Genomic DNA, 26,012 nt, shown 5'->3' on the forward strand with positions numbered 1-26,012 from the left:
TTTTTTGCTTTTTTTATGCCTTTTTTAAAGTTTTTTTGCTTTAATAGTAGCTATAAGGAAACTGTTAAATAAAAATGATCTTATTTAAAATCATATAAGCTTTCACCTTCGAGATGGTGGTTAAGGAATTCTATGCATTATTCAAAACTTTTTTTTGCTGGTCTCTTGTCGGCAGGTCTATCTGGTTATGTGTTTGCCCAAGACACCGCGGAGCAAAATACTAATGCCAACGCTGTGGCTTCTGACAGTATGCAAGCCGATGTAGAACCCTCTACGCAATCATCAACTCACTTTCAATCTTTACGTAATCTCAAGTCTGAATTAAAAAATGTTAAAGCCAGTGACTTTAAGGTAAATGCAAAAGCATCTCAGCCCGATGAAGTGAAAGATCCTTTACAGCCCTTAAACCGTCAGTTTTATGCTTTTAATGATTATTTAGATCGTAATGTAATCCGCCCTGTGGCCGTACAATATGTGGCTAAAACACCTGAAGATGTAAGAGGTTCGTATCGTCAGTTTAGAAAAAACCTAGGCGAACCTTGGAATGCAGTCAATCAGCTGATTCAAGGCAGACCAACCCGTGCGGCAAAAACATTAGGACGTTTTACAATTAACACCTTAACTACGCTTGGTCTGGCAGACCCTGCACGTCGACTTGGACTACCACCTGAAGAAGAAAGCTTTGGCGTCACGCTGGGTTATTATGGTGTTCCGTCTGGTCCATTCTTAATGTTGCCGTTTTTTGGGCCAAGTACATTACGTGATACTGTTGGCTTAGCAGCAGACAGTCAGGCTCGTCCACAAAAATATATTATGGACGATCAAGATGGTTTGTATTGGTCTACTAACGTGCTGCAAGCAATTGACACACGTGCTCAAGTGCTCGATATCGAACAAATTTTACAAGGTGATAAGTACGCTCTAATTCGCGACTTGTATTTGCAACGTAAAAATTTCCAGATTGCAGAGAAGAAAGGAAACTCGTCTGAACAAATTAATTTTGTGGATACCGATGATGACGGGTCAGACGACAGCGACACACCACAACCCTAACGTTATTTCCAATAAGAAGATTGCTATCTGGATGTGACATCTTCTAGCAATCTTTTGTTTTCTATAGTACATCTACTACTATGGTAAATACGGTTTTCTTGTAAAGGCAGTGTTCAATCCTCTATGTATCTCATTCAACCGACTCGTTCTATTTATAATTTAGACGAAACGCTTCAGGCGTTGCCCGATCTACAAGTGATTCACATAGAAGATATCGACCTTTACGATCCAACGATTATCGCGATTGCTGATGTGCAGGATTATCTACACTATCAGTGGTCGTTACCAACGATTGTACTTGGATTTGAACATGAAGGTGCCGCGCTTTCACAAGCATGGGAAATGGGTGCCCTAGCAGGCTGGATCTGGGGAAGTCTGCCTAAAAACTCGAATGAAGCATTATTGAAAATTGATGCCAAATATAAACGTAACCAAGACAGTCGTGATCTGCCCGCTGCTGCTGAATTACAAAAAAAATTACTTCCCAATCCAATTGACTTACTAGATTACAAGATTGAAGCTTTTTTTCAGCCTTCTGCGTATTTGTCTGGAGACTGGTACGATTACTGGAAGCTCAATGACAAAGAAGTCCTGTTTTATTTGGCTGACGTTTCAGGCCATGGTGTGACCAGCAGTCTACTGACTTCTTGGATGGCTGCATTTCACGGCCGCTCAAAAACACCTCGTCAATTGCTGAAAAAACTAAATGGAATGCTGTTACAAGAGAATATCGAAAAACATATTACGATTGTGGCGGGTATTTTAAATCTGCAAACGCATCAAATTCGCTGGTCAAGTGCTGGTCATTATCCACCGCCGATTATTTTTGAACCCGATCAACCACCAAAAATTTTAACCACCAGCAGTTTCCCTTTAGGGCTGACTGATGAGCTGGATTTTGAAGAACATGAATGTACATTAAGTCGTCATACACGTTTTATTGTTTGCTCGGACGGTGCACTTGAACCTTTCGATGGTGGATTGAATGAACAGTTTTCCCAACTCCTCGATCATTTGCAAAAACAATCATTCAAAGCACCCGATCATGTTGCAGACGACATTGCTATTTTAAGCTTATGTAGAATGAATTAATTTAAAAAACAATAGGTTAATTCTTTTGAAATCATTATGCGACTGTCAAGCACTTGAGTATCGATTCACCCTATGTGATAATTTTGCTATCCTTCTCTGAAAATGGCATTTATATGTCAACAGGTCATGTTGAATATGCAAGTTTAGATGGAACGCATATTTTCAAACTTATTGGTGAAGTGCGTGCTCAATCTTGCATCAGTCTTGATAAACTTTTAAACCGAATTGAACAGCAGAAAAATGTCGTTGGTGCGATCGTAGATCTTACCCGAACAACATTTATTGACAGCACAGTTCTCGGCATTCTGGCAAAGCTGGGTCTTAAACTTAAGCAAACGCACCACATTCAGGCAGTTATGCTGTCGACCAATCCAGATATCAGTACCTTGGCCAACAGCATGGGGCTTGGGCAGGTTTTTGTCATCTTGAATTATTGTGGCGATCCAAACGTATGCACGTTGGAACTCACCGAAGAACATATCACTCATAATGCCATGTTGACCACGGTATTAGATGCGCACAAAACCCTAATGCGACTCAACGAAAACAACCAAAATATGTTTGAGCCGCTTGTGAAACAACTACAAAAAGAACAAGATACTCTGGATCAGGCCTGCACCAAGCAAAATGCTTGACGCCTAAACGGACTTATACCTCATGACTTTACTTTCTGTTGCACAAATGAATTCGCAAAACGATATTGGAGCAAATTTCTGTATCGTTGAATCTCTGATTGAGGAAAGTAAAGCCAAACAGGCTGAGTTAATTGTTTTCCCGGAAAATTTCATTTGTTTTGCTGCCGGCAAACAACGTGAAACTGCTGCTCAATTTGAATCGATACAAGCCCAGTTGGAAGAACTGGCTCATCGACACAACATCTGGATTGTTGCAGGTACATTACCTTGTCCGTTTCGCCCAGATGGTAGTGTGATTCGGGATGGTCGTGTCAGAACATCAAGCTTATGTATTAGCCCCGAAGGTACAGAAGCACGCTACGACAAAATTCATCTATTTGATGTTCAGGTTGGCGACGCGGTGGGTGGTTATCAGGAGTCAAAGTTTTTTGAACCGGGTGATCAGCCTGTTGTCGTCAATACACCATTTGGACATATTGGTTTAATGGTGTGCTATGACTTACGCTTCCCCGAACTTGCATTAACTTTACGTGCCCAAAATGCACAGATATTAACTGCACCTGCTGCATTTACCTATACCACGGGTCAGATGCATTGGCAGCTCTTGTTGCAAGCACGTGCAATGGATACACAATGCCATGTACTCGGTGCCGCGCAACAAGGCTGGCATGGTGAAAAACGTCAAACTTGGGGACACACTGCTGCGGCGAATAGTCGCGGGCAACTGCTGGATATTATTCAAAACGATGGTACTGGATTAATCACAGTTGATTTTGACAGTGCAGAGCAGCAGCAGATTCGTGAATCAATGCCCTTAATGCAGCATCGCAAGCTCATCCAGTTTTAATTCATTTCTTTCTAAGCCATCGCTTAACTGGTCGTTATAGCGAAAACAAGGCTATACTTGAGACTTGCCAAATGACTCATGAGGCCTTTATGCAGCAAGACAGTTCTATTTTACATCTTGATAATCAATTGTGTTTTTTGATTTATTCAACCAATTTGGCGCTGCATCAGTTATATCGTAAGTTACTGGCCCCCCTCGGACTCACCTACCCACAGTATTTGGTCATGTTGGTGCTTTGGGAAAAGGATCATATAACGGTATCGGATATTGGTGCACAATTGTTTTTAGAATCGTCTACCCTGACACCCCTGTTAAAAAAACTCGAATCGTTACAACTCCTCACACGCCAGCGATCAAAGCGCGATGAGCGTCAAGTGATTATTTCACTGACAGATCAAGGTGCACAGCTTAAATCACAGGCGCTAGACATTCCGCATCAGCTCGCCCAAGCCAGTGCATGTGATTTAGATGAATTAATGCAGCTTAAGTCTCAGCTCGAAGCACTTCGTACAAATATCAGCAAATAAATGCATTTGATTACAAAAAAACCTCTTGCACACCTATTTATATCGTGTACGATATATTTGTACACAAATTAAAGGTGGTTTAAAAATGTCATTAGAAAAAGTTGTATACACAGCACACGCTAAAGCAACCGGTGGCCGTGATGGTCGAGCAACATCTTCGGACAATATCTTGGATGTAAAACTGACCGTGCCTAAAGAAATGGGCGGTGCAGGTGGTGGTACCAACCCAGAACAACTTTTTGCAGCTGGCTACTCTGCATGTTTCCTTGGTGCCATGAAGTTTGTTGCCAACCGTGACAAATTCAATATTCCAAAAGACGCTTCAGTTGAAGGCGACGTTGGTATTGGTCCAATCCCAACTGGATTTGGTATTGAAGTCAAACTTCATGTTCACTTGCCAGGCATGGACGCAGATGAAGCGAAAAAACTGGTCGATGCTGCGCATATTGTCTGCCCATACTCAAATGCAACACGTAATAACATTGATGTCGATTTCAATATTGTTACCGATGCTTAATTGATTGAGCAGTTTGTAAAAAAGCACCTCCATTGAGGTGCTTTTTTTATTCTTCAGCTTGATTGGTCACACGAAGTACTTCTTCGAGCGTGGTTTTACCCGCCAATACTTTTTTGAGTCCATCGTCTCGGATTGAACCTGCGCTACGACGTGCATAGGCTTCTAGTTCAAATTCGGCAGCATTGCCATGTATTAGACGACGGATATGTTCATCGATAGGGACAATTTCATAAATGGCTGTTCGACCAGTAAATCCAAGATAGGAGCAATGTTCACACCCTTGAGCTTCTGGTAATTGAAGATGCGTTCGATCAGATTGTACATTTTGAAAAATTTGCCGTTCGAAGTCGTCTCCCTCGCGCCATGTAGCGCAGTGCGAACATAAAGTTCGAACCAGTCGCTGTGCAATCACACCAATTAATGAACTCGACAATAAAAAGGGTTCAATTCCCATATCTTTTAAACGTGTCACGGCGCCAATGGCCGTATTGGTGTGCAAAGTAGATAAAACCAAGTGACCCGTCAGTGAGGCTTGAACTGCAATTTCAGCCGTTTCAAGATCACGAATTTCGCCGACCATGACCACGTCTGGATCTTGCCGTAACATGGCCTTTAAGGCACGCGCGAATGTCATGTCGACTTTGTTGTTCACCTGCGTCTGACCAATCCCCTCTAGCTGATATTCGATTGGATCTTCAGCCGTTAGAATGTTTCGAGTATTGTCATTTAAATCAGATAGAGCCGCGTAAAGTGTCGTGGTTTTTCCTGAACCTGTAGGCCCCGTGACCAAAATAATCCCATGTGGACGATGAACCAAATAATCCAGACGCTCATAATCTTCGGGCATCAACCCCAAATGCGTCATATTTAAACGACCGGCCTGCTTATCGAGCAATCGCATCACTACCCGCTCACCATGCGATGACGGCAAAGTCGAGACACGCACATCGACTTCACGGCCAGCTAAACGCAAAGAAATACGGCCATCTTGAGGTATGCGTTTTTCAGCAATATCCAGCTTAGCCATTACTTTAATCCGTGACACCAACAGTGGTGCCAGTTCACGGCGCGGCTGCACAATTTCACGTAATTGACCATCGACACGCAACCGCACGGAAAGCTTTTTCTCAAATGCCTCGATATGAATATCCGATGCATTGACGCGAATTGCTTCTGACAGTAAGGCATTGATCAGACGAACAATCGGGGCATCATCCTCCTGATCCATCAAATCTTCTGCTTCGGGTACTTGGTCTGCCAGACTCAATAAGTCAGGATGATCTTCTAGCCCTGCGGCGACCTGCTGCGACTCTCCACGATCTCCAGCATAACTAGAACTGAGCAAAGCATTAAACTTTTGCTCGTCACAAAGTTCATATTGTGCCGCCCTGCCCACGATTCGGCGTGCTTCTTGTAATGCAATCCATGCGGTTGTTTGTTTTCGAACAATAAAAACCTGATCACCGTCGTATCTCAACAAGACACCATGACGTTTTGCAAAACTATAAGGAATTTGTATTTGTTTGAGTATTTGCATCACAAATTTATAATGATCATAAAGATAGTTTTGAGTGTACTCTAAGCGTATGACAGCGTGAAGTCCGTTTTAGATAAACTCAGCAGAGGATTTTTTCGACTTGACTCAACAACATGACCTTCAGGAGCTTGCATCCCCACATTTAAAATGGTGGGGCGAGCATACATTTGAATTACACCAAGTCAAAGCTTGGCAATTTGGTTCTCTGCTTTTTCGATTGACGCGTGGGATCAATGAATGGCGGCTGGAATATCATCGTCCGCAATATCAATACGATTACGAACAAAACTGGCATTCAATTACCGATACCAATTTTGCCTGCCCACAACCGCGTAAAATTGAACGCTACATGTTTAAAAAAACCCATGAAACCTTTCAGTTAATGCCACGCCTTGCAGATCGTTCTGTGGTGATTAAACCAGTCGATCCAATTTATATTCCGGCAGGCCAGCGCGGTACTTTATATATCAGTACGCCACTTTGGATCGCAGGCTTTGTCGAAGGTCAGCGTGAACCATTGTTTGATCTTCCAGTGATTCAGCCTAAAGATACTTGGTTTGGCCCAGATCGTCGTAATGGTGAAATCTGTTATGCCACCGCAGTGGATGGGCGTACCGATATCAACCAACTCAAGCCACGCGCCTTTCGTGCCGTAACCCCTGTCGAATTCCACAACACCAGCAGTCAGCAATTGCGATTTGACCGGATGAATGTCCCCGTTGCTGCATTGCCTCTGTTTTACAGTGAAAGTACACAGCGCTTATGGACCTCACAAATTAAAGTTTTGCATGAAGGCTACGACAAGCCACCGCGTATTCGGATTGAAAACCGGACGCCACCTTTGGCCGGTGAAGTCATTTATGTACATCCACCGCGTTCACCAGGTGGTGCATTGTTTAATATGTTTGATTCATTTTTCTAGGACGTAGTATGGCTGATTCCAATATCCCGAAAGATGTTGCCGTGAGTCTTAAAGGGATTTTTACCAATATCAATCTGGACCGTCTGAGCGAATTGCTGGTTGCACTGGTACTGTGTTTAATCGGGTTTATCATTGCCCGACTGGTCTCGAATACGTTTATTCGTACCATTGGGCATCGTTTTAATGCCCATCAAAGCATGGTGTGGCGACGCGGGATTTTTTATTTTATTTTCTTAATCTTTGTGATGGCCAGCCTAAAAGAAGCGGGCTTTAAGCTCAGTGTATTTTTAGGTGCAGCAGGGATTCTTACCGTAGCGCTGGGTTTTGCCTCACAAACTTCGGCCAGTAACTTGATTAGTGGACTGTTCCTGATTGGTGAAGGCTCTTTTGAGGTGGGTGACACCATTCAGATTACTCTAATACGTGGTCAAACCATTGAAGGCGAAGTCATTTCAATCGATTTACTGTCGGTCAAACTGCTCACTTTAGATAATGTATATGTACGTTTGCCAAATGAGCAACTGATTCGTGCACCCGTAATGAATCTGTCAAAGTATCCGATTCGACGAATTCCCATTACACTAGCTATCAACTTCCAAGAAGACATCATGAAAGTTCGCAAGGTATTGTTGGATGTGGCATCTAAATACCCATTGGCTCTAGATGAACCGAAACCTGAGGTCACCGTTACCGCTTTTCGTGAATCTTCAATCGAGCTTTTATTTACCGTATGGTGCAGGCAGGAATTTTTCTTAAAATCACGTGATGAATTGCAAGAACGCATCCGCAATGGCTTTTTAGAAAACCAAATTGAAATTCCAGTACCCAAAATGGGCTTTGTTGATCGCCCACCTATTAGCGCGCTAAACGAAGATGAAATCGATCAATATGCCAATAAAGAATCACTTAAGCGTGAACCTAAAGCTTAAATCCCATTAACTACAATATTCACTAGGATGTGTAACCATACAACTAGGTGACACATCCATCTCAATTTTGTATTCCAATGATGAAATAGCAAAAGATGAATCAGAAGGCATCGGAAAGCCATGAAATGCCCACATCAACAGATACAGGCATCCTAAAATCATCACGACAAAAAATAGAATTTTTAAGCTATTTATGATCATCGGTTTTTTTCTCTATATCCCTATTCTCAATAGGCGGTAAAGGCGCCAGATAAGCAATGACCAACATCACACCTCCAGCACCAATAAACGAAACCACTCGAGTTAAGGTGCCACTTTGTGACAAATCCAGACTGACCAGTTTGATCACCACTATTCCCAGTAAGGCTGCACCGACAAACCAGATCTGACGAATGTGTCTTTGGCTGGAAAAAGTCATCAACACAAAGGCCAAAATGACCCACAGCAAAGTCAGGCTCAGTTGTACTGCACCATTCGACCAGATCGATATCCCCCAAAGCGGTGTTCCCAGATAGACATGTAATGCACGCACCACGATACTACTGAGTACCAAAAGAGCCATTAAAATGCTTATGACTTTACTCGCCCACTCTAAGCCATGCTGTTGAGGCAAAAATTCTTTTCGGTAAATTGCCCAGAGTAAAGCCGTCAGTACCATCAATGACAATCCATCTACCGGATTCAACACAGGCAATAGATACGCGGCGAATGGCGCTTGCTGCAAACTCACCACAATGAGCCAAATCCAAGTGATGCCCCATACCGCAGGATACTGCATTACACCTGAAGTACCCCGAGACATACAGACCATTGCATACACCACCGGAGCGAGTGCCAAAGATAAAATAGCTTCTGCTGGCCACAGCACTGGACCGAGTGCTGCAAGTGCTAACCAGACCACCGAAGCAGCAACGTGCTGCATGATTAAGGAAGCGTCAGCGTAACGTGTGGTGCGTAAAAACAACAACAGCACGAACCCTTGTGCCACCACAAAATTCAACTGCTGGATCAAGTTCAGCCATTTAAAACTTGCAAACAAACCATAGTTAACCAGTTCTATGTAGCTGAGTAACAGTAAGACCGTAGCTAAAATGAGTTCTGGCGTATGGCTGGTGTTTTGTTTTCTGGCCGCGACAAAACGAGCAAATCCAAACAACAACAGCGCGCTGATCGCTAAATATGGACTTAAACCACTCGATTGCCATGCCAAGGCGTGTACACCAGCCAATGCGCCAGCGTAAAGCCCCAAAGCCAAAAAGAGACTGGCCAAAATAGGCGGTTGTTTTTGCTGCTCGGCAAATTGAAACAAAAAGTAGGCAGCAACAAACTGGGCAATTGCATAAATGGTGGTGCTTAACGTCGGAAATCCCTGAACAGACCAAAACTGATCAAATAGTGCCAAAGAACTTAAAAATACCAAAACACAACCTAAATAACGACTAACTGAATAACGCTCAGTCACGCCCCACACAATCAGTGCAGCCCCCTGAACCACCCAACCTACAGCACTCCAGTGCGCACCTTTCCAGAGTGGAAAAATTAAAGAAATAAAGGCCACTGCCAAGATAAAAAAGCTTTTGGCCAGTACCGACAATTCTGATTGTTTTTGCTTGATCCACCACGCGAGTCCGCTATAGGTCACACCGAGTGCCAGTGCTCCCAATGTTAGTGCCGTACTTGACTGCTGCATCAAGACCGCATGCATTGAAAAACCCAGAATAGGCACACTAAAAATCAGCCCTACATCTATTAACGGCGGCAACACAAACTGGTTGTGTGCTTTAAGACTTAGATATTCTTTTTTAATTAATTGACTATAACGTATGCTTAGCCAGATAAATAATCCGATATGCAGCCAGAGAATTTGATCTAAAACCGCATACTGCTCGGGCTTGGCATATACACTGATATAACTTCCCGCAATCAGACCCGTGGCCACAAAAGCCAATTGATGAAGCAGCTTCCATGGTTTGACAAAATTAATCGCCGCAACCGCAAGGTTGATGACCAAATAATAACTGAGTAAAAACACACTCCCTGGGTGGTACTGTGGAATCAAAAGAGGCGCAAGATAGGCCATCGACAGTGCCAGTATCGATAAATACAGTGCATTTTGAAAGAGACTGAGGGCAATCGTGATTAGCAGTAAGACTGCGAAACACAGGCTAGCGGTCATCAGCTCTTCAATAACCTCAAAGTGATGCGCAAATACCAAGGTTAAGAAAATGATGGCAAGGCCTGCACCTTGTAAAGCCACTGCAAACAGTGCATTTTTATGACGCAAGTAAAATCCAAGCACTGTCGCCGCACCACCCGTTAGTGCAATGGCCAGCAATTTCACACTCAAACTTAATTGCCAGTGCTCACTGGCAAAACGAAGCAACAGCACGACCCCAATCATCAGCACCACAATCGCGACACGCAAAATTGGATTACCGTGCAATAACCAGTGTTGAACAGGCTGCCACCATGTTGCTGCATTTGAAGTCTTGGTCTGAGCTGACACAGCTTTAGTCGATGGCGCGACTTCAGATAAAAATACATTCTGCGGCTGTAACGTATGTTGTGACTGCGCATCCTGAATGGGATGCGCCGAGGTCGAGAGTGCAGATGAAGAAGATGAACTTGAGGGATCAGTCTTTAGGCGATCGAACGCTGTATCAGAAACCTGACGATCTGTGTGCTGTGTGGATGTGAGAGATTCAATGTGATTTAAACGCTCCGTCAGAGCATTAAACATCTGCAACAAGCTCCACAGTCCGATCACGGCACCAAGGATTGGCATCCATACAACGCCAATAAACCCACCGATCAGTGCGATCAATACACCCAGCCAAACACCAGACTGCCAACCACGCATAGATGTGACTGAAAAGGCAACCGCATGGTGCTGCTCAAGCTGCTGAAGGCGTTTGTCTAAACGATTGAGATAATACATCAGCACAAACAGCATCAATGTACCCAGCACAACCGCTAGATTTGCCGCGTGAAGTACATAGCTCATCACTGTGCCCACGCCCAGCATAAGCACGATGATGCTGATCTTTTGTTTATCGTTTTTATACATGATCAAAAAAACAAACACATGGATTGAACTATCATTTTAAACCATGATGTCTTGAGCGTATATTTAGACATACAAAACAACCGTAAAAGTGAATCTCAGCATTTTGATGCTTTTTCACGTAGAATAAGAGCTAATTGTTTGTGAGGAAATGTTCAATGCCACCATTTGTCTTGGTTGATGGCTCATACTTTTTGTTTCGTGCGTTTCATGCACTCCCCCCCTTGACCACGTCAACAGGCCTTCAGACCAATGCCATTCGTGGTGCCATTTCCGCCATTCAAAAGTTAATGCGTCGTACCCAGCCGACGCACATGGCTGTGATTTTTGATACTCCTGAACCGACATTTCGTCACGAACTTTCGCCAATTTATAAAGGTGATCGTCCAAGCATGCCAGAGGAACTCGCACAGCAAATCCCTTATTTGCATGCCTTGATTAAGGCCTTGGGAATTCCGCTGTATATGCTCCCGGGTGCAGAAGCGGATGATGTGATTGGAACACTGGCCAAACGTGCTGAAAAGGAAGGACATCAGGTTCTGATTTCGACGGGCGACAAAGACATGGCACAGCTTGTGACTGAAAAAGTCACGCTTGAAGACAGCTTCAAAGACAAACCCATGGATATTCAGGGTGTATTTGAGAAGTTTGGTGTCTGGCCAAATCAGATTATTGACTACCTCACCCTGATGGGCGATGCCTCAGATGGCATTATGGGGGTACCGGGCGTAGGCGCAAAAACCGCAGCCAAATTACTTACAGAATATGGCTCGATTGGCGGTATCTTGGAAAATGTCGACAAGATTAAGGGAAAAGTCGGGCAAAACATTAAGGAACATGCAGATGGTATTGCGATTGACCATCAGTTGGCCAGTATTGTGTGTGATCTCGATATTGCACTGACTTGGGACGACTTACAACTACGTGAACCGCATGTGGAAAGTTTGCGCAATTTATACACCGAGCTTGAATTTAGAAACCAGTTACAGTCGCTAGATCATCCCAATAATCCGGTAAGCAGCAGCTACAAAGCAGCCAGTCAAGAAATTGAAAAGATACATACTGCACCTGCGATTGAAACTGAAGATCAGGCCAGCCTGACCAGTGAAGATGATCAACTTGGCACGGCAAATTATCATACAGTGCTAACACAAGCTGCTTGGGATGCCTTATTGCAACGCTTCCAGAGCGAAAAGCACTTTGCAATCGACACTGAAACCACCAGTTTAGATTATCGTGTAGCACAAATGGTGGGCTTCTCTGTGGCGTTTGATGCACAAGACGCCTACTACGTGCCATTGGCTCATGACTATGAACACGCACCTGAACAATTGAACCGTGAGCAGGTACTGGCTCAGCTTAAACCCATTTTAGAAGATGAACAGGTTGGTAAAATTGGCCATCATCTTAAGTATGATGCACATATCTTCGCGAATCATGGCATTGAACTTAAAGGCTGGTACTTCGATACCATGCTGGCCTCTTATGTGCTGAACTCGGTCGCAACACGACATGGCATGGATGATGTGGCACGGGTCTATTTAAGTCACCTCACCACCACCTTTGAGCAAATTGCAGGTAAAGGCGCTAAACAAAAAACTTTTAATCAGATTGATCTTGAAGTGGCTGCGCATTATGCCGCAGAAGATGCGCATGTCACCTACCGACTCTATGAGGTACTGGCGCAAAAACTCAAACAAAGTCCAGAACTTGAACAGCTTTTGTACCAGATTGAAGTCCCTGTAGCGCGTATCTTGGCCGGAATGGAAGAAGCAGGCATTAAACTTGACCATGACTTTCTGGGTCGGTTAAGTGGGGAATTCACAAACACCATTCAAGGGCTTGAAGATCAGGCCATCGAACTGGCTGGTGAAACCTTTAATGTCAGCTCACCCAAACAGGTGGGTGAAATCCTGTTCGATAAGATGGGGCTTAAAGGCGGCAAAAAAACAGCCACCGGACAACACAGTACCAGTGAAAGCATTTTGGAAAAAGTTGACCATCCGATTGCCGAGGTGATTTTAGAACATCGCACGCTTTCTAAACTCAAAAACACGTATACCGACCGTTTGGTCGAGCAGTCTCATAACGAAACGCATCGGGTTCATACCAGTTATCATCAGGCCTTGACTGCGACAGGCCGTTTGTCATCGTCTGATCCGAACCTACAAAATATTCCAATTCGCGGTGAAATTGGTCGTCAAATTCGTAAAGCCTTCATTGCACCTGAAGGCCGAGTATTGTTGGCTGCCGATTACTCACAGATTGAATTGCGTTTAATGGCGCACTTTTCTCAGGATGACGCCTTACTTGACGCGTTTAAAAATGGTCAGGACGTACATCGACGTACCGCGGCAGAAGTACTCAACATCGCACTGGAAGACGTCACCAATGATCAGCGCCGACAAGCCAAGGCCGTCAATTTTGGCCTGCTCTATGGTATGTCTGAATTTGGTTTGATTCGTCAATTGGGATTCACTCGTGAAGAATCGCAAAATTACATCAAGCAATATTTCCAGCGCTACCCGGGTATTTATGAATACATGCAGCGCACGCGCCAGATTGCACTGGAGCAAGGTTTTGTCGAAACCATTTTAGGACGACGCTTATACACGCCAGATATCGATGCACGCAACATGATGGTACGTAAAGGTGCCGAGCGCGCCGCAATTAATGCACCGCTGCAAGGCAGTGCTGCCGATATTATTAAATTGGCGATGATTAAAGTCGATAAAATGCTGCCAAAAGATCAAGCCAAGTTACTGCTGCAAGTACACGATGAACTGGTTTTTGAAGTCGATGCGGCAGTTGCAGACCAGCTTGCACCACAGCTTGCAGCCACCATGCAATCGGTGGTCGATATTTCGGTTCCTTTACTGGTGGAAGTCGGTAAAGGTTTAAACTGGGAAGAAGCCCATTAAGCATGTTCCATAAAAAAAGGCCGATCAAATCGGCCTTTTTTTAAAGCAACTTATAGTCCGGTCAGAAGAACTTTAGCCACTTCATTCATCAGAATTTCAGCAATATACAACGCCAAAAAGGCCAAAATAGGCGATAAATCAATCATGCCCATGTTTGGCAATAACCGGCGAAAAGGTGCCAGTAAAGGTTCGGCAAGTTCTTGAATCACTTCGATATAAGGCGAGCGAGACTGGGTAAACATCACCACCCAGCTCAAAATAATCGTAGCAAAAATCAGGTAACGACAAAAACGGATTAAATCCTGAATCATGGTGACAAAAGTCAGAATCAGCAAATGAATCGGACTATTTGGCATTGCACCCGAAAGATACATCACACCAAAAATCTTAAGTAAATACAGCACGACCAACAGCGCAATCGCTGCAAGGTTCACGCGGCCTTTGGCAACCGTTGGGAAAATACGGCTAAAAATATCTACAATTTTGGTGGCTTTAACGGTAGATAAAACCACAGGATTATAGGGAGTAACCCCGGTCAACTGGATGAGAAATCGAAAAAATACCAATAAAATGGCAACATTAATTAAAATACCAAAAATGAGCGCAGAACTCGCCATAGTGTTCCTATCCTACTTAAGTCGTTTTGGTGCTGTCGCTGAGCTCGCGGGCTAACTCTTGACTTCTTTTTTGCGCTGCGGCAAGCGCAGCCTGAATATTTTGAGAGATTTGAGCACGATCAAATACTTCAAGTGCGGCCTGAGTCGTTCCGTTTGGAGAAGTCACATTTTTTCTTAACTCAGACGGAGTGCTCGAACTGGTAATGGCCATTTGCGCTGCACCCAATGCGGTTTGCAGCGTCAATGCGGCGGCAACTTTTTCATCTAGTCCCATGTTTTTACCCGCACGGATCATGCTTTCCATCAGGTAAAAAAAGTACGCCGGACCAGAGCCAGAAACCGCTGTGACTGCATCGATCTGTGCCTCAGACTGTACCCAGATGGTCAGACCTGTAGCTGCTAGAATTTGGCTAGCCAGTTCACGATCTTTTGCACTGACTGTCTCGTGTGCATACAAGCCATGTGCACCCGTTTGTACCAAAGCTGGTGTATTGGGCATTACACGCACAATACGCTCGGCTCCGGTTAAAGCGGCAATCGTTGCAATCTCTGCACCAGCAATCACAGACACAATCAGTTTATCTTCAAACAAGCCTTGAAGTGGCTTAAGTACCTGAGCCAATACCTGCGGTTTAACAGCCAATACCACAACATCTGCATTTTTAATCGCTTGAAGATTATCATCGATGGCATGAATTTCTTTTTCTTGAAGTACTTGGCGAATTGCTTCGACCGGATCAGAAACGGTAATCCGAGTTGAGGGTAATCCACGCGCAACCAGCCCCCCAATCAGGGCTTGCGCCATATTACCACCACCAATAAATGTGATATTTGAATTTAATGTCGCACTCATGAATTATGCTCAACTCGCAAATGATTGACGTCAGAAATTAAATAAGGTTGCCATCCCCCGACTTCACAATAGTCAGATTGTGCCAGCCAAAACCCATTGGGCGTAAAAACCCCTAGCATAACATTATCTACCAGCAATATTTGAATTGTGTGACGTAACCAAGGGAAAATTTGTGCGTTCTGAATCGCTTTTTTAAGTGGCCAATGTCCAACCCGACCATAAAGATGAATCTTTTCGCCGCCCTGACGTGCCAGCACAGTGAGCTCACGTGCCAGAAGAGCTCTAGATAGTCCAATATCTGCTGCTTTTAAGATATAACGACCCGATGACAACTCAAGCATGTGATCGAGTTTCAGGTCAGCAAGTGTTTGCTGCTGAGGCAATGTTTGAGCGGTATAAGCGGCATGTGCAATACGATGCAAAATCTGCTGATAGCGAACATAATAAAAACCGTTCCAATGTAAGGCAGCTTGAGCATCGGCTTTAGCGTGAATGACTTCCTCTTGCAGACGGTTCACCATATCCAGAGAAGGCCTGTACGTTTCTTTGCCTTTCATCCAAAACGATAACAGTTGCCTCTGGCGGGCAGCTGAAAGCTCTAAAAATGGTTGCAGCATCAGATGGTTGTCCGAACCCGTGGTAGCTAAATCTTGTTGCAACACCTCATCTAAAATGGTTTGCGCGTCTTGCATCAATACACTGGTACGCGCAACCGCGTCTTGCATCTTGGGAAAGCGTTGTTCCAGTAGCGGCCAAAGCTGCTCCCGACACCAAGCACGATCATAGCGTGTGTCAAAATTGGTCTCATCTTGTACATAAGGCAATGCAAGTTGATCTACCCACGCCTGAATCTGCTGCCGAGACAGTGATAAAAAAGGACGCCAGCGACGAAGTGTCTGAATGTGATCGTGTTCCTTCATGGCCGCTAAGCCCTGAACACCAGTGCCTGAAAGAAGGCGAAGTAATACGGTTTCGGCCTGATCGTTTTGATGATGTGCCAACACCAGAATATCGTTGGGCTGTGCATGGCGTAAAAAGGCAGCATAACGTGCTTGGCGTGCCTGATTTTCAAGGTTGCCTGCCTCAACATCGACGGGTTGGATGGTGACTGGAATCTGATGTTGCTGTGCAAAATTCTGGATAAAATCGCCCCATGCACGGCTGCTCGATTGCAGCTGATGGTCGATATAAATGGCACGAATGTTATGAGGAAAGAGTTCAGACATTACATGCAGCAGTAGCATGGAATCCATACCACCACTGCATCCAATGAGAAAGACCGAATCAGCAGAGAATTGCTGGGCCTGTATTAAGAGGCGATGCCTAAATTTTCGCTGCCAAATTTCATTAAACGTTGGTAACGCGCTTCGCATCGTTCATCTGCATCCATAGCTAGCAATTCATCGAGCGCTTGTTTTAACACGACTTGCAGATTTTGCATAACCTGATCTGGATTGACATGCGCGCCTTCACCTTCATCGACCACATACTCTACAATACCGATTTTTTGTAGTTTATCTGCGGTCAATGCCAAAGCATCACTGGCTTGTTCTGCTTTTTCAGCCGTTTTCCACAAAATCGATGCGCAGCCTTCAGGTGAAATCACTGAATAAATACTGTGCGATAACATGATAACGCGGTCTGCCACACCAATTCCAAGTGCACCACCTGAACCACCTTCACCCAATACGGTAGCAATCACAGGTACTTTTAGGCTTGAAAGCTGTGCCAAACTGGTTGCAATTGCTTCAGCTTGACCGCGCTCTTCTGCACCTACACCCGGATAAGCACCCATGGTGTCAATAAACGTAAATACCGGCAGGTTAAAACGTTCTGCCATATCGAGCAAACGTTGTGATTTGCGGTAGCCTTCAGGATTACACATCCCGAAGTTGTGCTTGAGTTTTTCACGTGTACTACGGCCACGATGTTGACCCACGACCATCACAGGACGACCTTCAAAGCGAGCCAAACCACCCACCATCGCACCGTCATCACCAAATAGACGGTCACCGTGCAGCGCATCAAATTCAGTGAAGATTTCACCGACATAATCTAAAAACTGCGGACGATCTGGGTGTCGCGCAATTTGAACCGTTGTCCACGCTTTAGACTGAGCAGCTTTATTTTTCATAAGTCGAGCATTATCCCTAAATTAACCAAATCGAGTTAATCGATAAATTTTTCCGACTGAATATTCAACTCAATGTCCCAGTGCTTAAATTGCTCTTGCTCATCATGCAAATCGGCAACCAGCAATGGCCATTGTTTGGCATCACCAGAAACGCTAAGTTGCCATTGTTGATCATTTACAATGTTTAATTCAATGGCAGGAAGCATCTGATCACTGCGACTATGGTTGAGTAAAACAGCAAGGCGAAGAAGTAAACATAAATACATCAGTTTGACCCCACCCACCTTTAAAACATCGGTTTTAACATCACTGCGCAATTTACGGCGATGATGTGCAACCAGATGCGACAGATGGTTTTGGTCAATTTGTGAAAAGCCGGGAATATCAGAATGTTGCAATAAATATGCACCATGGCGATGGTATCCACCATGACTGATGGCCAAACCAATTTCGTGTAAATAGGCAGCGCGACGCAATAAGTCACTGTCTTCACTGACTAAATCCAGACGATCAGCAACATGATCAAAGAGTTGCTGTGCAGTATTCACTACTCGCTCGGCCTGTTTGGTGTCGGCATTGTAGCGCCCCATTAAGGCCTGTACACTGCGGTCACGGATGTCTTCATGTTTGAAGCGCCCAAGCAGATCGTACATCACCCCTTCACGCAGTGCGCCGTCTGAATAAGCCAGTTTATCAATATTCAAAACATCAAATACTGCGAACAAAATGGCCAATCCAGCTGGCAAAACTGCTCGTCGATCTTCTTTTAGTCCCTCAAAATCAATTTCACTGATATGACGGAACTTCAGTAATTTGTCTTTTAATTTTTCAAGGCCCTCACGCGTAACATTTTCTTGCTCGTCGCTTAGCCCCATATTGACCATAATCTGTTTGGCCGCCTTGATGGTACCGCTGGATCCCACAACGGTATCCCACCCTTCAGCTTTATAGATATTGGCAATTGCCGAAAGCTCTTTGCGTGCAGCCACGACAGCCTTATCAAAAATCTTGGCGCTGATTTCTCCTTCAGCGAAATAAGCTTTAGTAAATGCCACACAGCCCATTTGTAAGGATTCAGTTTGAATCGGCTCAAATTCTTCGCCAATAATAAACTCGGTCGACCCGCCGCCAATGTCGACGACCAAACGACGCCCACCATTGGCCATGGTATGCGATACGCCCAAGTAAATCAGGCGAGCTTCTTCACGCCCTGCAATAATTTCAATGGGTTTAGGTAAAATTTCAGCCGCACGCTGAATAAATTCATGACCATTTTTGGCTTGTCGAAGCGCATTGGTCGCCACGATTCGTAAACGGTTGGGCTGCACCGACCCTAAACGTCCGACAAAACGAGCCAGACATGCAAGTCCCCGCTGTTGTGCAGCTTCGGTTAAATTTTTATTTTCATCTAGGCCCGCTGCCAGCTGAACCTTTTCTGACATAGAAGCCACTTTTTTTACTTCGCCATGATCTACACGTGCAATGGCCAAGTGAAAACTGTTCGATCCCATATCGATGGCAGCAAGTAATTCTTCATCTATCAAAAAATCAGCCATTATTGATATAAACCTTTATAAAATTGTCGCTAAGATTAATTCACACGCACCCAATTGAAAAGCCATTTCGCTGATCTTTTAAGCTTGATTTCCCCTTAGATCGCCATTTTACGATAGTGGATTACGATTACAAGTATCGCAAGCATCCATTAGACAAAATTCACATAACCTTGAATAATACGAATCAACCCTTATATTGATCTAGAAGGTTATGTCATACTTAATTTCTGTATTTGTCTAACTTCTATATCCGCAAAAAATAAATTTGGAGCGACCTATGTCTGCCACTATTGTAAATACAACCGATGCTAACTTCCAAGCAGACGTTTTAGATGCTGAAACTCCCGTTCTTGTAGATTTCTGGGCAGGCTGGTGTGCACCTTGTAAAGCAATTGCACCTGTTCTTGAAGACCTGTCTCGTGAATACGAAGGTAAAGTCAAAATTGTAAAAGTGGATGTAACTGCATGTGAAGATACTGCAGTGAAATACAACATTCGCAACATCCCTGCACTTTTACTTTTCAAAGATGGTGAAGTGGTTGCTCAACAAGTTGGCGCTGCACCGCGTTCAAAACTTGCTGCATTTATCGATGACAACGTATAAGCCGATTTATACGCATCATCATCAAATACGCTATTGTTCGATAGCGTATTTTTTTTGCATGGAAATTGACAATTACCCTGATCTGACTTATAGTTCTTGAGCAGGAAGTGCTGAAGGAAAATCACTTCATTTGCCTCCTTTTCGCAAGACACAAAACATAAGATCGCCGCTCGGCAACAGAAATTGCTTCATCTATTTCTATACTGAAATAACCAAACAAACTTCTGCGTTTGTGATTATGCAAGTGCGATTCTTATCGTCATTTGAATGCTTGCGGCTGACCTTTATCTCTTTCCATTTCTGTGCTCCACACACTCCTTTTATCTATCTGACCACTTATGAATTTAACCGAACTCAAGAAAAAACCGATTGGCGAACTCATTAAGATTGCAGAGTTTATGGGCCTTGAAGGTATGGCTCGTAACCGCAAGCAAGATATTATCTTTGCCATCTTGAAACGTCATGCAATGAATGGCGAAGAGATTTTTGGCGACGGTGTTCTCGAAATTCTCACTGATGGTTTTGGTTTTTTACGTTCAGCTGCTGGTTCTTATCTGGCAGGTCCAGACGACATTTATGTGAGCCCGTCCCAGATCCGTCGCTTTAACTTGCGCACCGGTGACACCATCACAGGAACGATTCGCCCACCTAAAGAAGGTGAACGTTACTTTGCATTGCTTAAAGTTAACCAGATTAACTACGATACGCCTGAAAACTCGCGTAATAAAATTTTATTTGAAAACCTCACACCGCTTTTCCCAACCGAACAACTGGTGATGGAGCTGGGTAACGGCACCACAGAAGATTTAACGACGCGTGTAGTCGACTTAATCGCACCGATTGGTAAAGGTCAGCGTTCAATTATCGTTGCGCCGCCAAAAGCCGGTAAAACCATGTTGTTGCAAAGTATTGCACAATCGATTGTTCGCAATAACCCAGAAGTGTTCCTGATTGTTCTTCTGATCGACGAACGTCCAGAAGAAGTCACCGAAATGGAACGTACCGTACGCGGTGAAGTGGTTGCTTCAACCTTTGATGAATCACCTGCACGTCATGTTCAAGTGGCCGAAATGGTGATTGAAAAAGCCAAACGCTTGGTTGAACACAAAAAAGATGTGGTGATTTTGCTTGACTCGATTACCCGCCTTGCACGTGCGTACAACACGGTGATTCCATCATCGGGTAAAGTCTTGACTGGTGGTGTCGATGCGCATGCACTTGAGCGTCCAAAGCGTTTCTTTGGTGCTGCACGTAATATCGAAGAAGGTGGCTCACTGACCATCATCTCAACTGCCTTAATTGAAACTGGCAGTAAAATGGATGATGTGATCTACGAAGAATTCAAAGGTACAGGTAACCAAGAGATTACCCTAGATCGTCGTATTGCTGAAAAGCGTGTCTTCCCTGCGATGAATATCAAGAAATCTGGTACGCGTCGTGAAGAACGCCTGATGGACGAAGATAACCTGCGTAAAGTCTGGATCTTGCGTAAATTGCTTCATCCTATGGATGAGCTTGCCGCAATGGAGTTCTTACTGGATCGTATGAAAGAAACCAAAACCAATGATGATTTCTTTGACCAAATGAAGCGTAAAGCCGCAAACTAAGTTTTGCTGCAAATACTCAATCTAGGCTGTCTATAACGACAGCCTTTTTTGTTTGGTTGACTTAATTTACATAAATATACAATTGACGATTTTCTATGTTAAATTTCGTGTAAGCACTTGATTAATATCATCTTCAATTATAAAAACTGTATAAAATTTAACTAGTTAACCCGTGTTCATCCAATATAAAATTCAGTCTTTATTGTTATTTTCTGTTAAAAATCAGACAATTTTATCGTTTTTTTAGCCACTTTTTCACATCAGGCAGTAGTAATTCGCAAAGGGCAGTGATAGCATATCCGCAGACCAGTTAGACTGCTCTATGCGTTGTTACCTAACCACGTTTTAGGAATAATTAAAGCACAAACAGGCTAACGTAGGTTTTTTTTAATCTCAATTTTTTTATGAGAGTGATGCCATGTTATTCAAGAAAATCGCAATTGCTGCTGCTATCGCTACTACTTTAGCTTTCGTTGGTTGTGCAAAGAAAACTGAACAAGCTGCTGCTGACGCTAACACAGCTGCTTCTCAAGCAACTGCTGCTGCTTCTGAAGCTCAAGCTGCTGTAGACGCTGCTGCTACTTCAGCTCCTGCTTCTGCTGCTGCTGCTGCTGACGCTGCTACTAACGCTGCTGCTGCTGCTACTGACGCTGCTCAAGCTGCTTCTTCAGCTGCTGCTAAATAATCTAGATTTTAGATTATTTGAAAAAAAGAGAGCCTTATGGCTCTCTTTTTTTATGTCTGGTGATCAAGAAAATTTGATCACCAAACCGACACAATCAAATCAATTACTCGATGTACACAGCTCAACACATGGCCAATATAGCATCGGCATTTAAAAGAAGAATAAAAAAATGAGCAGGTTATTCCTGCTCATTTCCTACGCGCTGTCTAAATTTCTGACCCGCTCTAAAAGTCACAACGCGACGGGCAGAAATCGGAATTTCCTCTCCCGTCTTAGGATTACGACCTGGGCGCTCACGTTTGTCACGCAATTCAAAATTACCAAACCCAGAAAGTTTTACGTGTTCGCCTGTAATCAACGCTTGGCTGATTTCATCAAAAAATAACTCGACCATTTGTTTCGCTTCGCGGCGATTTAGGCTTGTGAGTTCGCTTAAATGATCTGCCATGTCTGCTTTTGTTAATGCTGTCATGAGGCCCTCAATGTCGCTTGATAAGTGTTTTCCAACACTTGAATTATATTATCCATACCTGACTTAATTTCAGCATCTTCAAGCGTACGAGATGGGTGCTGCCATAGAAGTGCAAACGCTAGCGAACGCTTACCCTGTTCAACACCTTGACCCGTGTACACATCAAACAACCAAGTCGAATCGAGTAGATCACCACCTGTTTGTTTAATTAACTGCTGAATATCGCTCACATTTATCTTATCACTGATTAATAAGGCAATATCACGTCGAACCGATGGAAAACGTGATAATTCTGTAAAATTAGATACATAAGATTGCAAAATCGCCTTCTGATCAATTTCAGCAACCCATGTTGTACCCAAATCTAGTTCATTTTCCAATGATGGGTGCAAACGCCCCAAATAACCAATCGACTGTCCATCGACTAAAATCTCGGCAGATTGACCTGGATGCAACCAAACACGCTCTGAACGAACATAGCTCACATTGAGACGACCCGCAGCTAAAATTTGCTCGACTTCATTTTTTAGGTCAAAGAAATCCATTGGCTGTACTTTGCCATGCCAGAGCTCCGGTGTACGTGAGCCGACCGCAATTAGAGCTAAAGTCGGGATCTGCTGTAAATCGTGAATTGATGATGCATGCTGATAATCAAATCGCAACCCCAATTCAAAGAAACGTACGCGACTTTGCTGACGGTTCAAGTTATGTTGAACACATGGGATTAAGCTTGAAAGCAAGGTACTACGCATCACAGCCAAATCACTTGAAATCGGATTGGCCAAGGCCAACGGATTTACCTTCGGATTGAGCTGCTTTTCAAGCTTGAGGTCTGCAAAGCTAAAGCTGATGGCTTCTTGATATCCCAAAGTTGCAACGGTTTGACGCAGTGCTGCCAATTCAAGATGATCTTGATACTGTGCAAGCTGAACATCAATTTTTGGCAAGGCAATCTGAATATTGTCGTAGCCATGAATACGCGCAACTTCTTCAATTAAGTCTTGATAAATCGCGAGATCAAAACGATGTGATGGGGGCACAACATGCCATTCGCCTGTGGCAACCACAGTCACTTCACAACCTAAACGCTGTAGTGCATCGGTAATAAAATCGATTTCGACACGATATCCAAGTAATGCATCGACTTGCGATTGATGCAGCGTAATCGGATCACGCTTTGGCAATAGCTCTGCTTTTTCAGCCACGCTGATTGGCCCAAACTCACCACCGGCATATTGCTGAATCAATTCACTGGCGCGATGCATCGCCAGCATTGGCAATTCAAAGTCGACCCCACGCTCATAGCGCTGTGATGAATCGGTATGCAAACCGAAACGACGTGCACGTCCCGCAATCGCTAGCGGCGCGAAAAAGGCACTTTCAAGGAAAATATCACGGGTTTCATCAGTGACACTTGAGTCTAGGCCACCCATAATTCCAGCAATTGCCAAAGCTTTGCTATTGTCTGCAATGACCATAATATCTGGGTTCAGCTCAACTTCTTGCTCATTCAACAAGACCAGCTTTTCCTGATCTGCTGCTTGACGAACATGAATATCGCCGTCGATTTTTGCCAAATCGAAAGCATGCATCGGCTGGCCAAGTTCCATCAATACATAGTTGGTGATATCGACCAGAATGCTGTGCGTGCGAATACCTGAGCAGCTAAGTGCATGTGCCATCCAGTCAGGCGTTTGTGCTTGCACATTGACATTTTTAATGGCGCGGCCCAAATAACGTGGCGCACCATCTGTCGCGAGATGAACCTGCTTTTGTTCTAAAATGCTAGATTCAACCGCAGCAATAACAGGTGGCGTAACCGTTAACTGGTTAATGACACCGATTTCACGTGCAATACCACGAATACTAAAACAATCACCGCGATTTGGCGTGATACTGATATCAATTACATGATCATCCAGCTTCAAATAATCGCGGATGTTGGTGCCCACAGGTGCATCTTGTGGCAATTCGAGTAACCCATCGATTTTATCTTCAAGATCGATCTCAGATGCACCGCACAGCATGCCTTGCGATTCAATACCGCGTAGCTTACCCTTTTTAATTTTAAAATCACCCGGCAATACCGCACCAATGGTCGCAACTGGTGCTTTCATGCCTACACGTACATTGGGTGCACCACATACAATTTGTAATGGCTCACCATTGCCAATATTGACCGTAGTTACACGCAAGCGATCTGCATCTGGATGCTGCTCAACGCTCAATACCTCACCCACGACAACTCCAGTAAATGGCTTGGCAATCGGTGCCAACTCATCGACCTCTAGCCCAAGCATGGTCAGTTGATCGGTCAACGTTTCGCTATCAATGGCTGGATTAACCCAAGTGCGTAACCAACTTTCACTAATTTTCATCTTTATAAAACCTTAAATCTAATCCTGAAAAACTGTTAGGCAAACTGGCGCAAGAAACGCACGTCATTTTGATAGAACATCCGTAAGTCATTAATGCCGTAACGCAACATGGCAAAACGCTCAACACCTAGACCAAAGGCAAAACCTTTGTATTTTTCAGGATCAATGCCTGCAGCACGCAGTACATTTGGGTGCACCATACCGCAGCCCAATACTTCTAACCAGCGGCCTCGTTCATCCATAATGTCTACTTCAGCACTTGGCTCTGTAAACGGGAAGTAAGATGGACGAAAACGAACCTTTAAGTCTTTTTCAAAAAATTCATTTAACAGATTGATCAACAGCCCTTTAAGCTCAGCAAAGCTGGTGTGCTCTGCCACATAAAGTCCTTCAATTTGATGGAACATCGGTGAGTGCGTCTGATCTGAGTCACAACGATACACACGCCCTGGACACACAATACGAATCGGGGGTTGGCTGGTTTCCATGGTACGAATCTGTACGCCCGATGTATGCGTGCGCAACAAATGATTCACATCAAAGTAGAAAGTATCGTGCATTGCACGTGCTGGATGATGCCCCGGAATGTTCAAGGCTTCAAAGTTATGATAGTCATCTTCAACTTCAGGCCCAGTGGCAACGGTAAAACCAGCTTTGGTAAAAAATTGGCAAATTCGTTCTTGTACTTGAGTGACCGGATGAATGCTCCCCATGCGCTGGCCTCGGCCCGGTAAGGTGATATCAATCATTTCACTGGCCAGTTTTTGTTGTAACGCTGCCTGTTGTAATGCAGTTTGGCGTTCGGTCAAGGCAGCATTGATGGCTTCACGTACAGCATGAATGGCCGCACCTTGCACTTTGCGTTGCTCGGGATCCATTTTTCCCAGTGCTTTCGATTGTTCTGCAAGCTGGCTTTTTTTCCCTGTAAACAAAACTCGTACTTGATCGAGTGCAGCAAGGTCTTCAGCCGCTGCTATTGCAGCAAGCGCTTCGGTGGTCAGGGCTTCCAGTGACATAGTAACTCTCAAAGCAACAAAGTTATAAAGAAAATAAAACTCTGCA

Annotated in this window: 22 protein-coding genes; 12 read left to right on the forward strand and 10 right to left on the reverse strand. The window is 44.1% G+C overall.

Going from position 1 to position 26,012, the window contains the following annotated elements; translation table 11 throughout:
- Positions 1 to 249 precede the first annotated feature (249 nt).
- From Aso01_RS13460 to Aso01_RS13485, 6 genes are all read left to right on the forward strand, one after another.
- Complete coding sequence (locus Aso01_RS13460; RefSeq protein WP_162897613.1) at positions 250 to 1,053, forward strand: MlaA family lipoprotein; 804 nt, start codon at positions 250 to 252, stop codon at positions 1,051 to 1,053.
- A gap of 123 nt (positions 1,054 to 1,176) precedes the next feature.
- Positions 1,177 to 2,145, forward strand: a complete 969-nt coding sequence (gene gigA, locus Aso01_RS13465) for an RsbU family protein phosphatase GigA (RefSeq protein ID WP_004940408.1) — start codon at positions 1,177 to 1,179, stop codon at positions 2,143 to 2,145.
- Positions 2,146 to 2,258: 113 nt separating this feature from the next.
- On the forward strand, positions 2,259 to 2,780 hold the full coding sequence (gene gigB / locus Aso01_RS13470; protein ID WP_004940412.1) for an anti-anti-sigma factor GigB: 522 nt from the start codon (positions 2,259 to 2,261) through the stop codon (positions 2,778 to 2,780).
- Between the two features lie 22 nt (positions 2,781 to 2,802).
- The gene (locus Aso01_RS13475; RefSeq protein WP_004940414.1) at positions 2,803 to 3,627 is read left to right on the forward strand and encodes a carbon-nitrogen hydrolase family protein; all 825 of its coding nucleotides are present in this window, start codon (positions 2,803 to 2,805) and stop codon (positions 3,625 to 3,627) included.
- A gap of 89 nt (positions 3,628 to 3,716) precedes the next feature.
- Positions 3,717 to 4,154, forward strand: coding sequence for a MarR family winged helix-turn-helix transcriptional regulator (locus Aso01_RS13480; protein WP_004940417.1), 438 nt, complete (start codon positions 3,717 to 3,719; stop codon positions 4,152 to 4,154).
- Positions 4,155 to 4,239: 85 nt separating this feature from the next.
- Positions 4,240 to 4,671, forward strand: a complete 432-nt coding sequence (locus Aso01_RS13485; RefSeq protein WP_004940419.1) for an organic hydroperoxide resistance protein — start codon at positions 4,240 to 4,242, stop codon at positions 4,669 to 4,671.
- Between the two features lie 46 nt (positions 4,672 to 4,717).
- Here Aso01_RS13485 and gspE read toward each other — a convergent pair whose 3' ends face one another.
- Positions 4,718 to 6,208 carry a type II secretion system ATPase GspE gene (gspE, locus tag Aso01_RS13490; RefSeq protein WP_004940423.1) on the reverse strand — a complete coding sequence of 497 codons (1,491 nt, stop codon included), beginning with the start codon at positions 6,206 to 6,208 and terminating at the stop codon, positions 4,718 to 4,720.
- A 100-nt stretch (positions 6,209 to 6,308) separates the two neighbouring features.
- On the opposite strand from gspE, the gene Aso01_RS13495 reads away from it, so the two are divergent.
- Both Aso01_RS13495 and Aso01_RS13500 read left to right on the forward strand, forming a co-directional pair.
- Positions 6,309 to 7,130, forward strand: coding sequence for a DUF432 domain-containing protein (locus tag Aso01_RS13495; protein ID WP_004940426.1), 822 nt, complete (start codon positions 6,309 to 6,311; stop codon positions 7,128 to 7,130).
- 8 nt (positions 7,131 to 7,138) lie between these two features.
- Positions 7,139 to 8,059 carry a mechanosensitive ion channel family protein gene (locus tag Aso01_RS13500; protein ID WP_004940428.1) on the forward strand — a complete coding sequence of 307 codons (921 nt, stop codon included), beginning with the start codon at positions 7,139 to 7,141 and terminating at the stop codon, positions 8,057 to 8,059.
- Positions 8,060 to 8,246: 187 nt separating this feature from the next.
- Here Aso01_RS13500 and Aso01_RS13510 read toward each other — a convergent pair whose 3' ends face one another.
- Complete coding sequence (locus Aso01_RS13510) at positions 8,247 to 11,126, reverse strand: DUF2339 domain-containing protein (protein ID WP_004940433.1); 2,880 nt, start codon at positions 11,124 to 11,126, stop codon at positions 8,247 to 8,249.
- A gap of 155 nt (positions 11,127 to 11,281) precedes the next feature.
- Between Aso01_RS13510 and polA the strand changes: the two genes are divergently transcribed.
- A complete protein-coding gene (gene polA, locus Aso01_RS13515) occupies positions 11,282 to 14,044 on the forward strand; it encodes a DNA polymerase I (RefSeq protein ID WP_004940435.1) in 2,763 nt (920 codons plus the stop codon).
- A gap of 50 nt (positions 14,045 to 14,094) precedes the next feature.
- On the opposite strand, the gene Aso01_RS13520 is transcribed toward polA, so the two are convergent.
- From Aso01_RS13520 to ppx, 5 genes are read right to left on the reverse strand one after another with little or no spacing between them, the layout of a single operon-like run.
- Entirely contained in the window at positions 14,095 to 14,661 is a 567-nt protein-coding gene (locus Aso01_RS13520) for a YggT family protein (protein WP_004940437.1), read from the reverse strand.
- A 16-nt stretch (positions 14,662 to 14,677) separates the two neighbouring features.
- On the reverse strand, positions 14,678 to 15,514 hold the full coding sequence (proC, locus tag Aso01_RS13525) for a pyrroline-5-carboxylate reductase (protein WP_004940440.1): 837 nt from the start codon (positions 15,512 to 15,514) through the stop codon (positions 14,678 to 14,680).
- On the reverse strand, positions 15,511 to 16,887 hold the full coding sequence (tilS, locus tag Aso01_RS13530; RefSeq protein WP_081401059.1) for a tRNA lysidine(34) synthetase TilS: 1,377 nt from the start codon (positions 16,885 to 16,887) through the stop codon (positions 15,511 to 15,513). The genes proC and tilS overlap by 4 nt, the downstream gene beginning before the upstream one ends.
- Positions 16,824 to 17,648 carry an acetyl-CoA carboxylase carboxyltransferase subunit alpha gene (locus tag Aso01_RS13535; RefSeq protein WP_004940445.1) on the reverse strand — a complete coding sequence of 275 codons (825 nt, stop codon included), beginning with the start codon at positions 17,646 to 17,648 and terminating at the stop codon, positions 16,824 to 16,826. The genes tilS and Aso01_RS13535 overlap by 64 nt, the downstream gene beginning before the upstream one ends.
- Before the next feature lie 35 nt (positions 17,649 to 17,683).
- Positions 17,684 to 19,204, reverse strand: a complete 1,521-nt coding sequence (gene ppx, locus Aso01_RS13540) for an exopolyphosphatase (RefSeq protein WP_004940447.1) — start codon at positions 19,202 to 19,204, stop codon at positions 17,684 to 17,686.
- Between the two features lie 277 nt (positions 19,205 to 19,481).
- On the opposite strand from ppx, the gene trxA reads away from it, so the two are divergent.
- From trxA to Aso01_RS13555, 3 genes are all read left to right on the forward strand, one after another.
- Positions 19,482 to 19,808 carry a thioredoxin gene (gene trxA / locus Aso01_RS13545; protein ID WP_004940451.1) on the forward strand — a complete coding sequence of 109 codons (327 nt, stop codon included), beginning with the start codon at positions 19,482 to 19,484 and terminating at the stop codon, positions 19,806 to 19,808.
- 338 nt (positions 19,809 to 20,146) lie between these two features.
- On the forward strand, positions 20,147 to 21,415 hold the full coding sequence (gene rho, locus Aso01_RS13550) for a transcription termination factor Rho (RefSeq protein WP_004940453.1): 1,269 nt from the start codon (positions 20,147 to 20,149) through the stop codon (positions 21,413 to 21,415).
- A gap of 418 nt (positions 21,416 to 21,833) precedes the next feature.
- On the forward strand, positions 21,834 to 22,100 hold the full coding sequence (locus Aso01_RS13555) for a hypothetical protein (protein ID WP_004940457.1): 267 nt from the start codon (positions 21,834 to 21,836) through the stop codon (positions 22,098 to 22,100).
- A gap of 178 nt (positions 22,101 to 22,278) precedes the next feature.
- Here the strand turns inward: Aso01_RS13555 and Aso01_RS13560 are convergent, their stop codons facing one another.
- The 3 genes from Aso01_RS13560 to pheS are packed head-to-tail and all read right to left on the reverse strand — an operon-like array spanning position 22,279 to position 25,966.
- Positions 22,279 to 22,572 (reverse strand): integration host factor subunit alpha, encoded by a 294-nt coding sequence (locus tag Aso01_RS13560; protein WP_004940460.1) that lies wholly within the window; start codon positions 22,570 to 22,572, stop codon positions 22,279 to 22,281.
- Positions 22,569 to 24,950 carry a phenylalanine--tRNA ligase subunit beta gene (pheT, locus tag Aso01_RS13565; RefSeq protein WP_004940462.1) on the reverse strand — a complete coding sequence of 794 codons (2,382 nt, stop codon included), beginning with the start codon at positions 24,948 to 24,950 and terminating at the stop codon, positions 22,569 to 22,571. Before pheT ends, Aso01_RS13560 begins: the two co-directional genes overlap by 4 nt.
- A 35-nt stretch (positions 24,951 to 24,985) precedes the next feature.
- Positions 24,986 to 25,966, reverse strand: a complete 981-nt coding sequence (pheS, locus tag Aso01_RS13570; protein WP_004940464.1) for a phenylalanine--tRNA ligase subunit alpha — start codon at positions 25,964 to 25,966, stop codon at positions 24,986 to 24,988.
- Positions 25,967 to 26,012 lie beyond the last annotated feature (46 nt).

It is taken from the genome of Acinetobacter soli, assembly GCF_000760595.1.
In the GTDB taxonomy this organism is placed as follows: Bacteria; Pseudomonadota; Gammaproteobacteria; order Pseudomonadales; family Moraxellaceae; genus Acinetobacter; species Acinetobacter soli.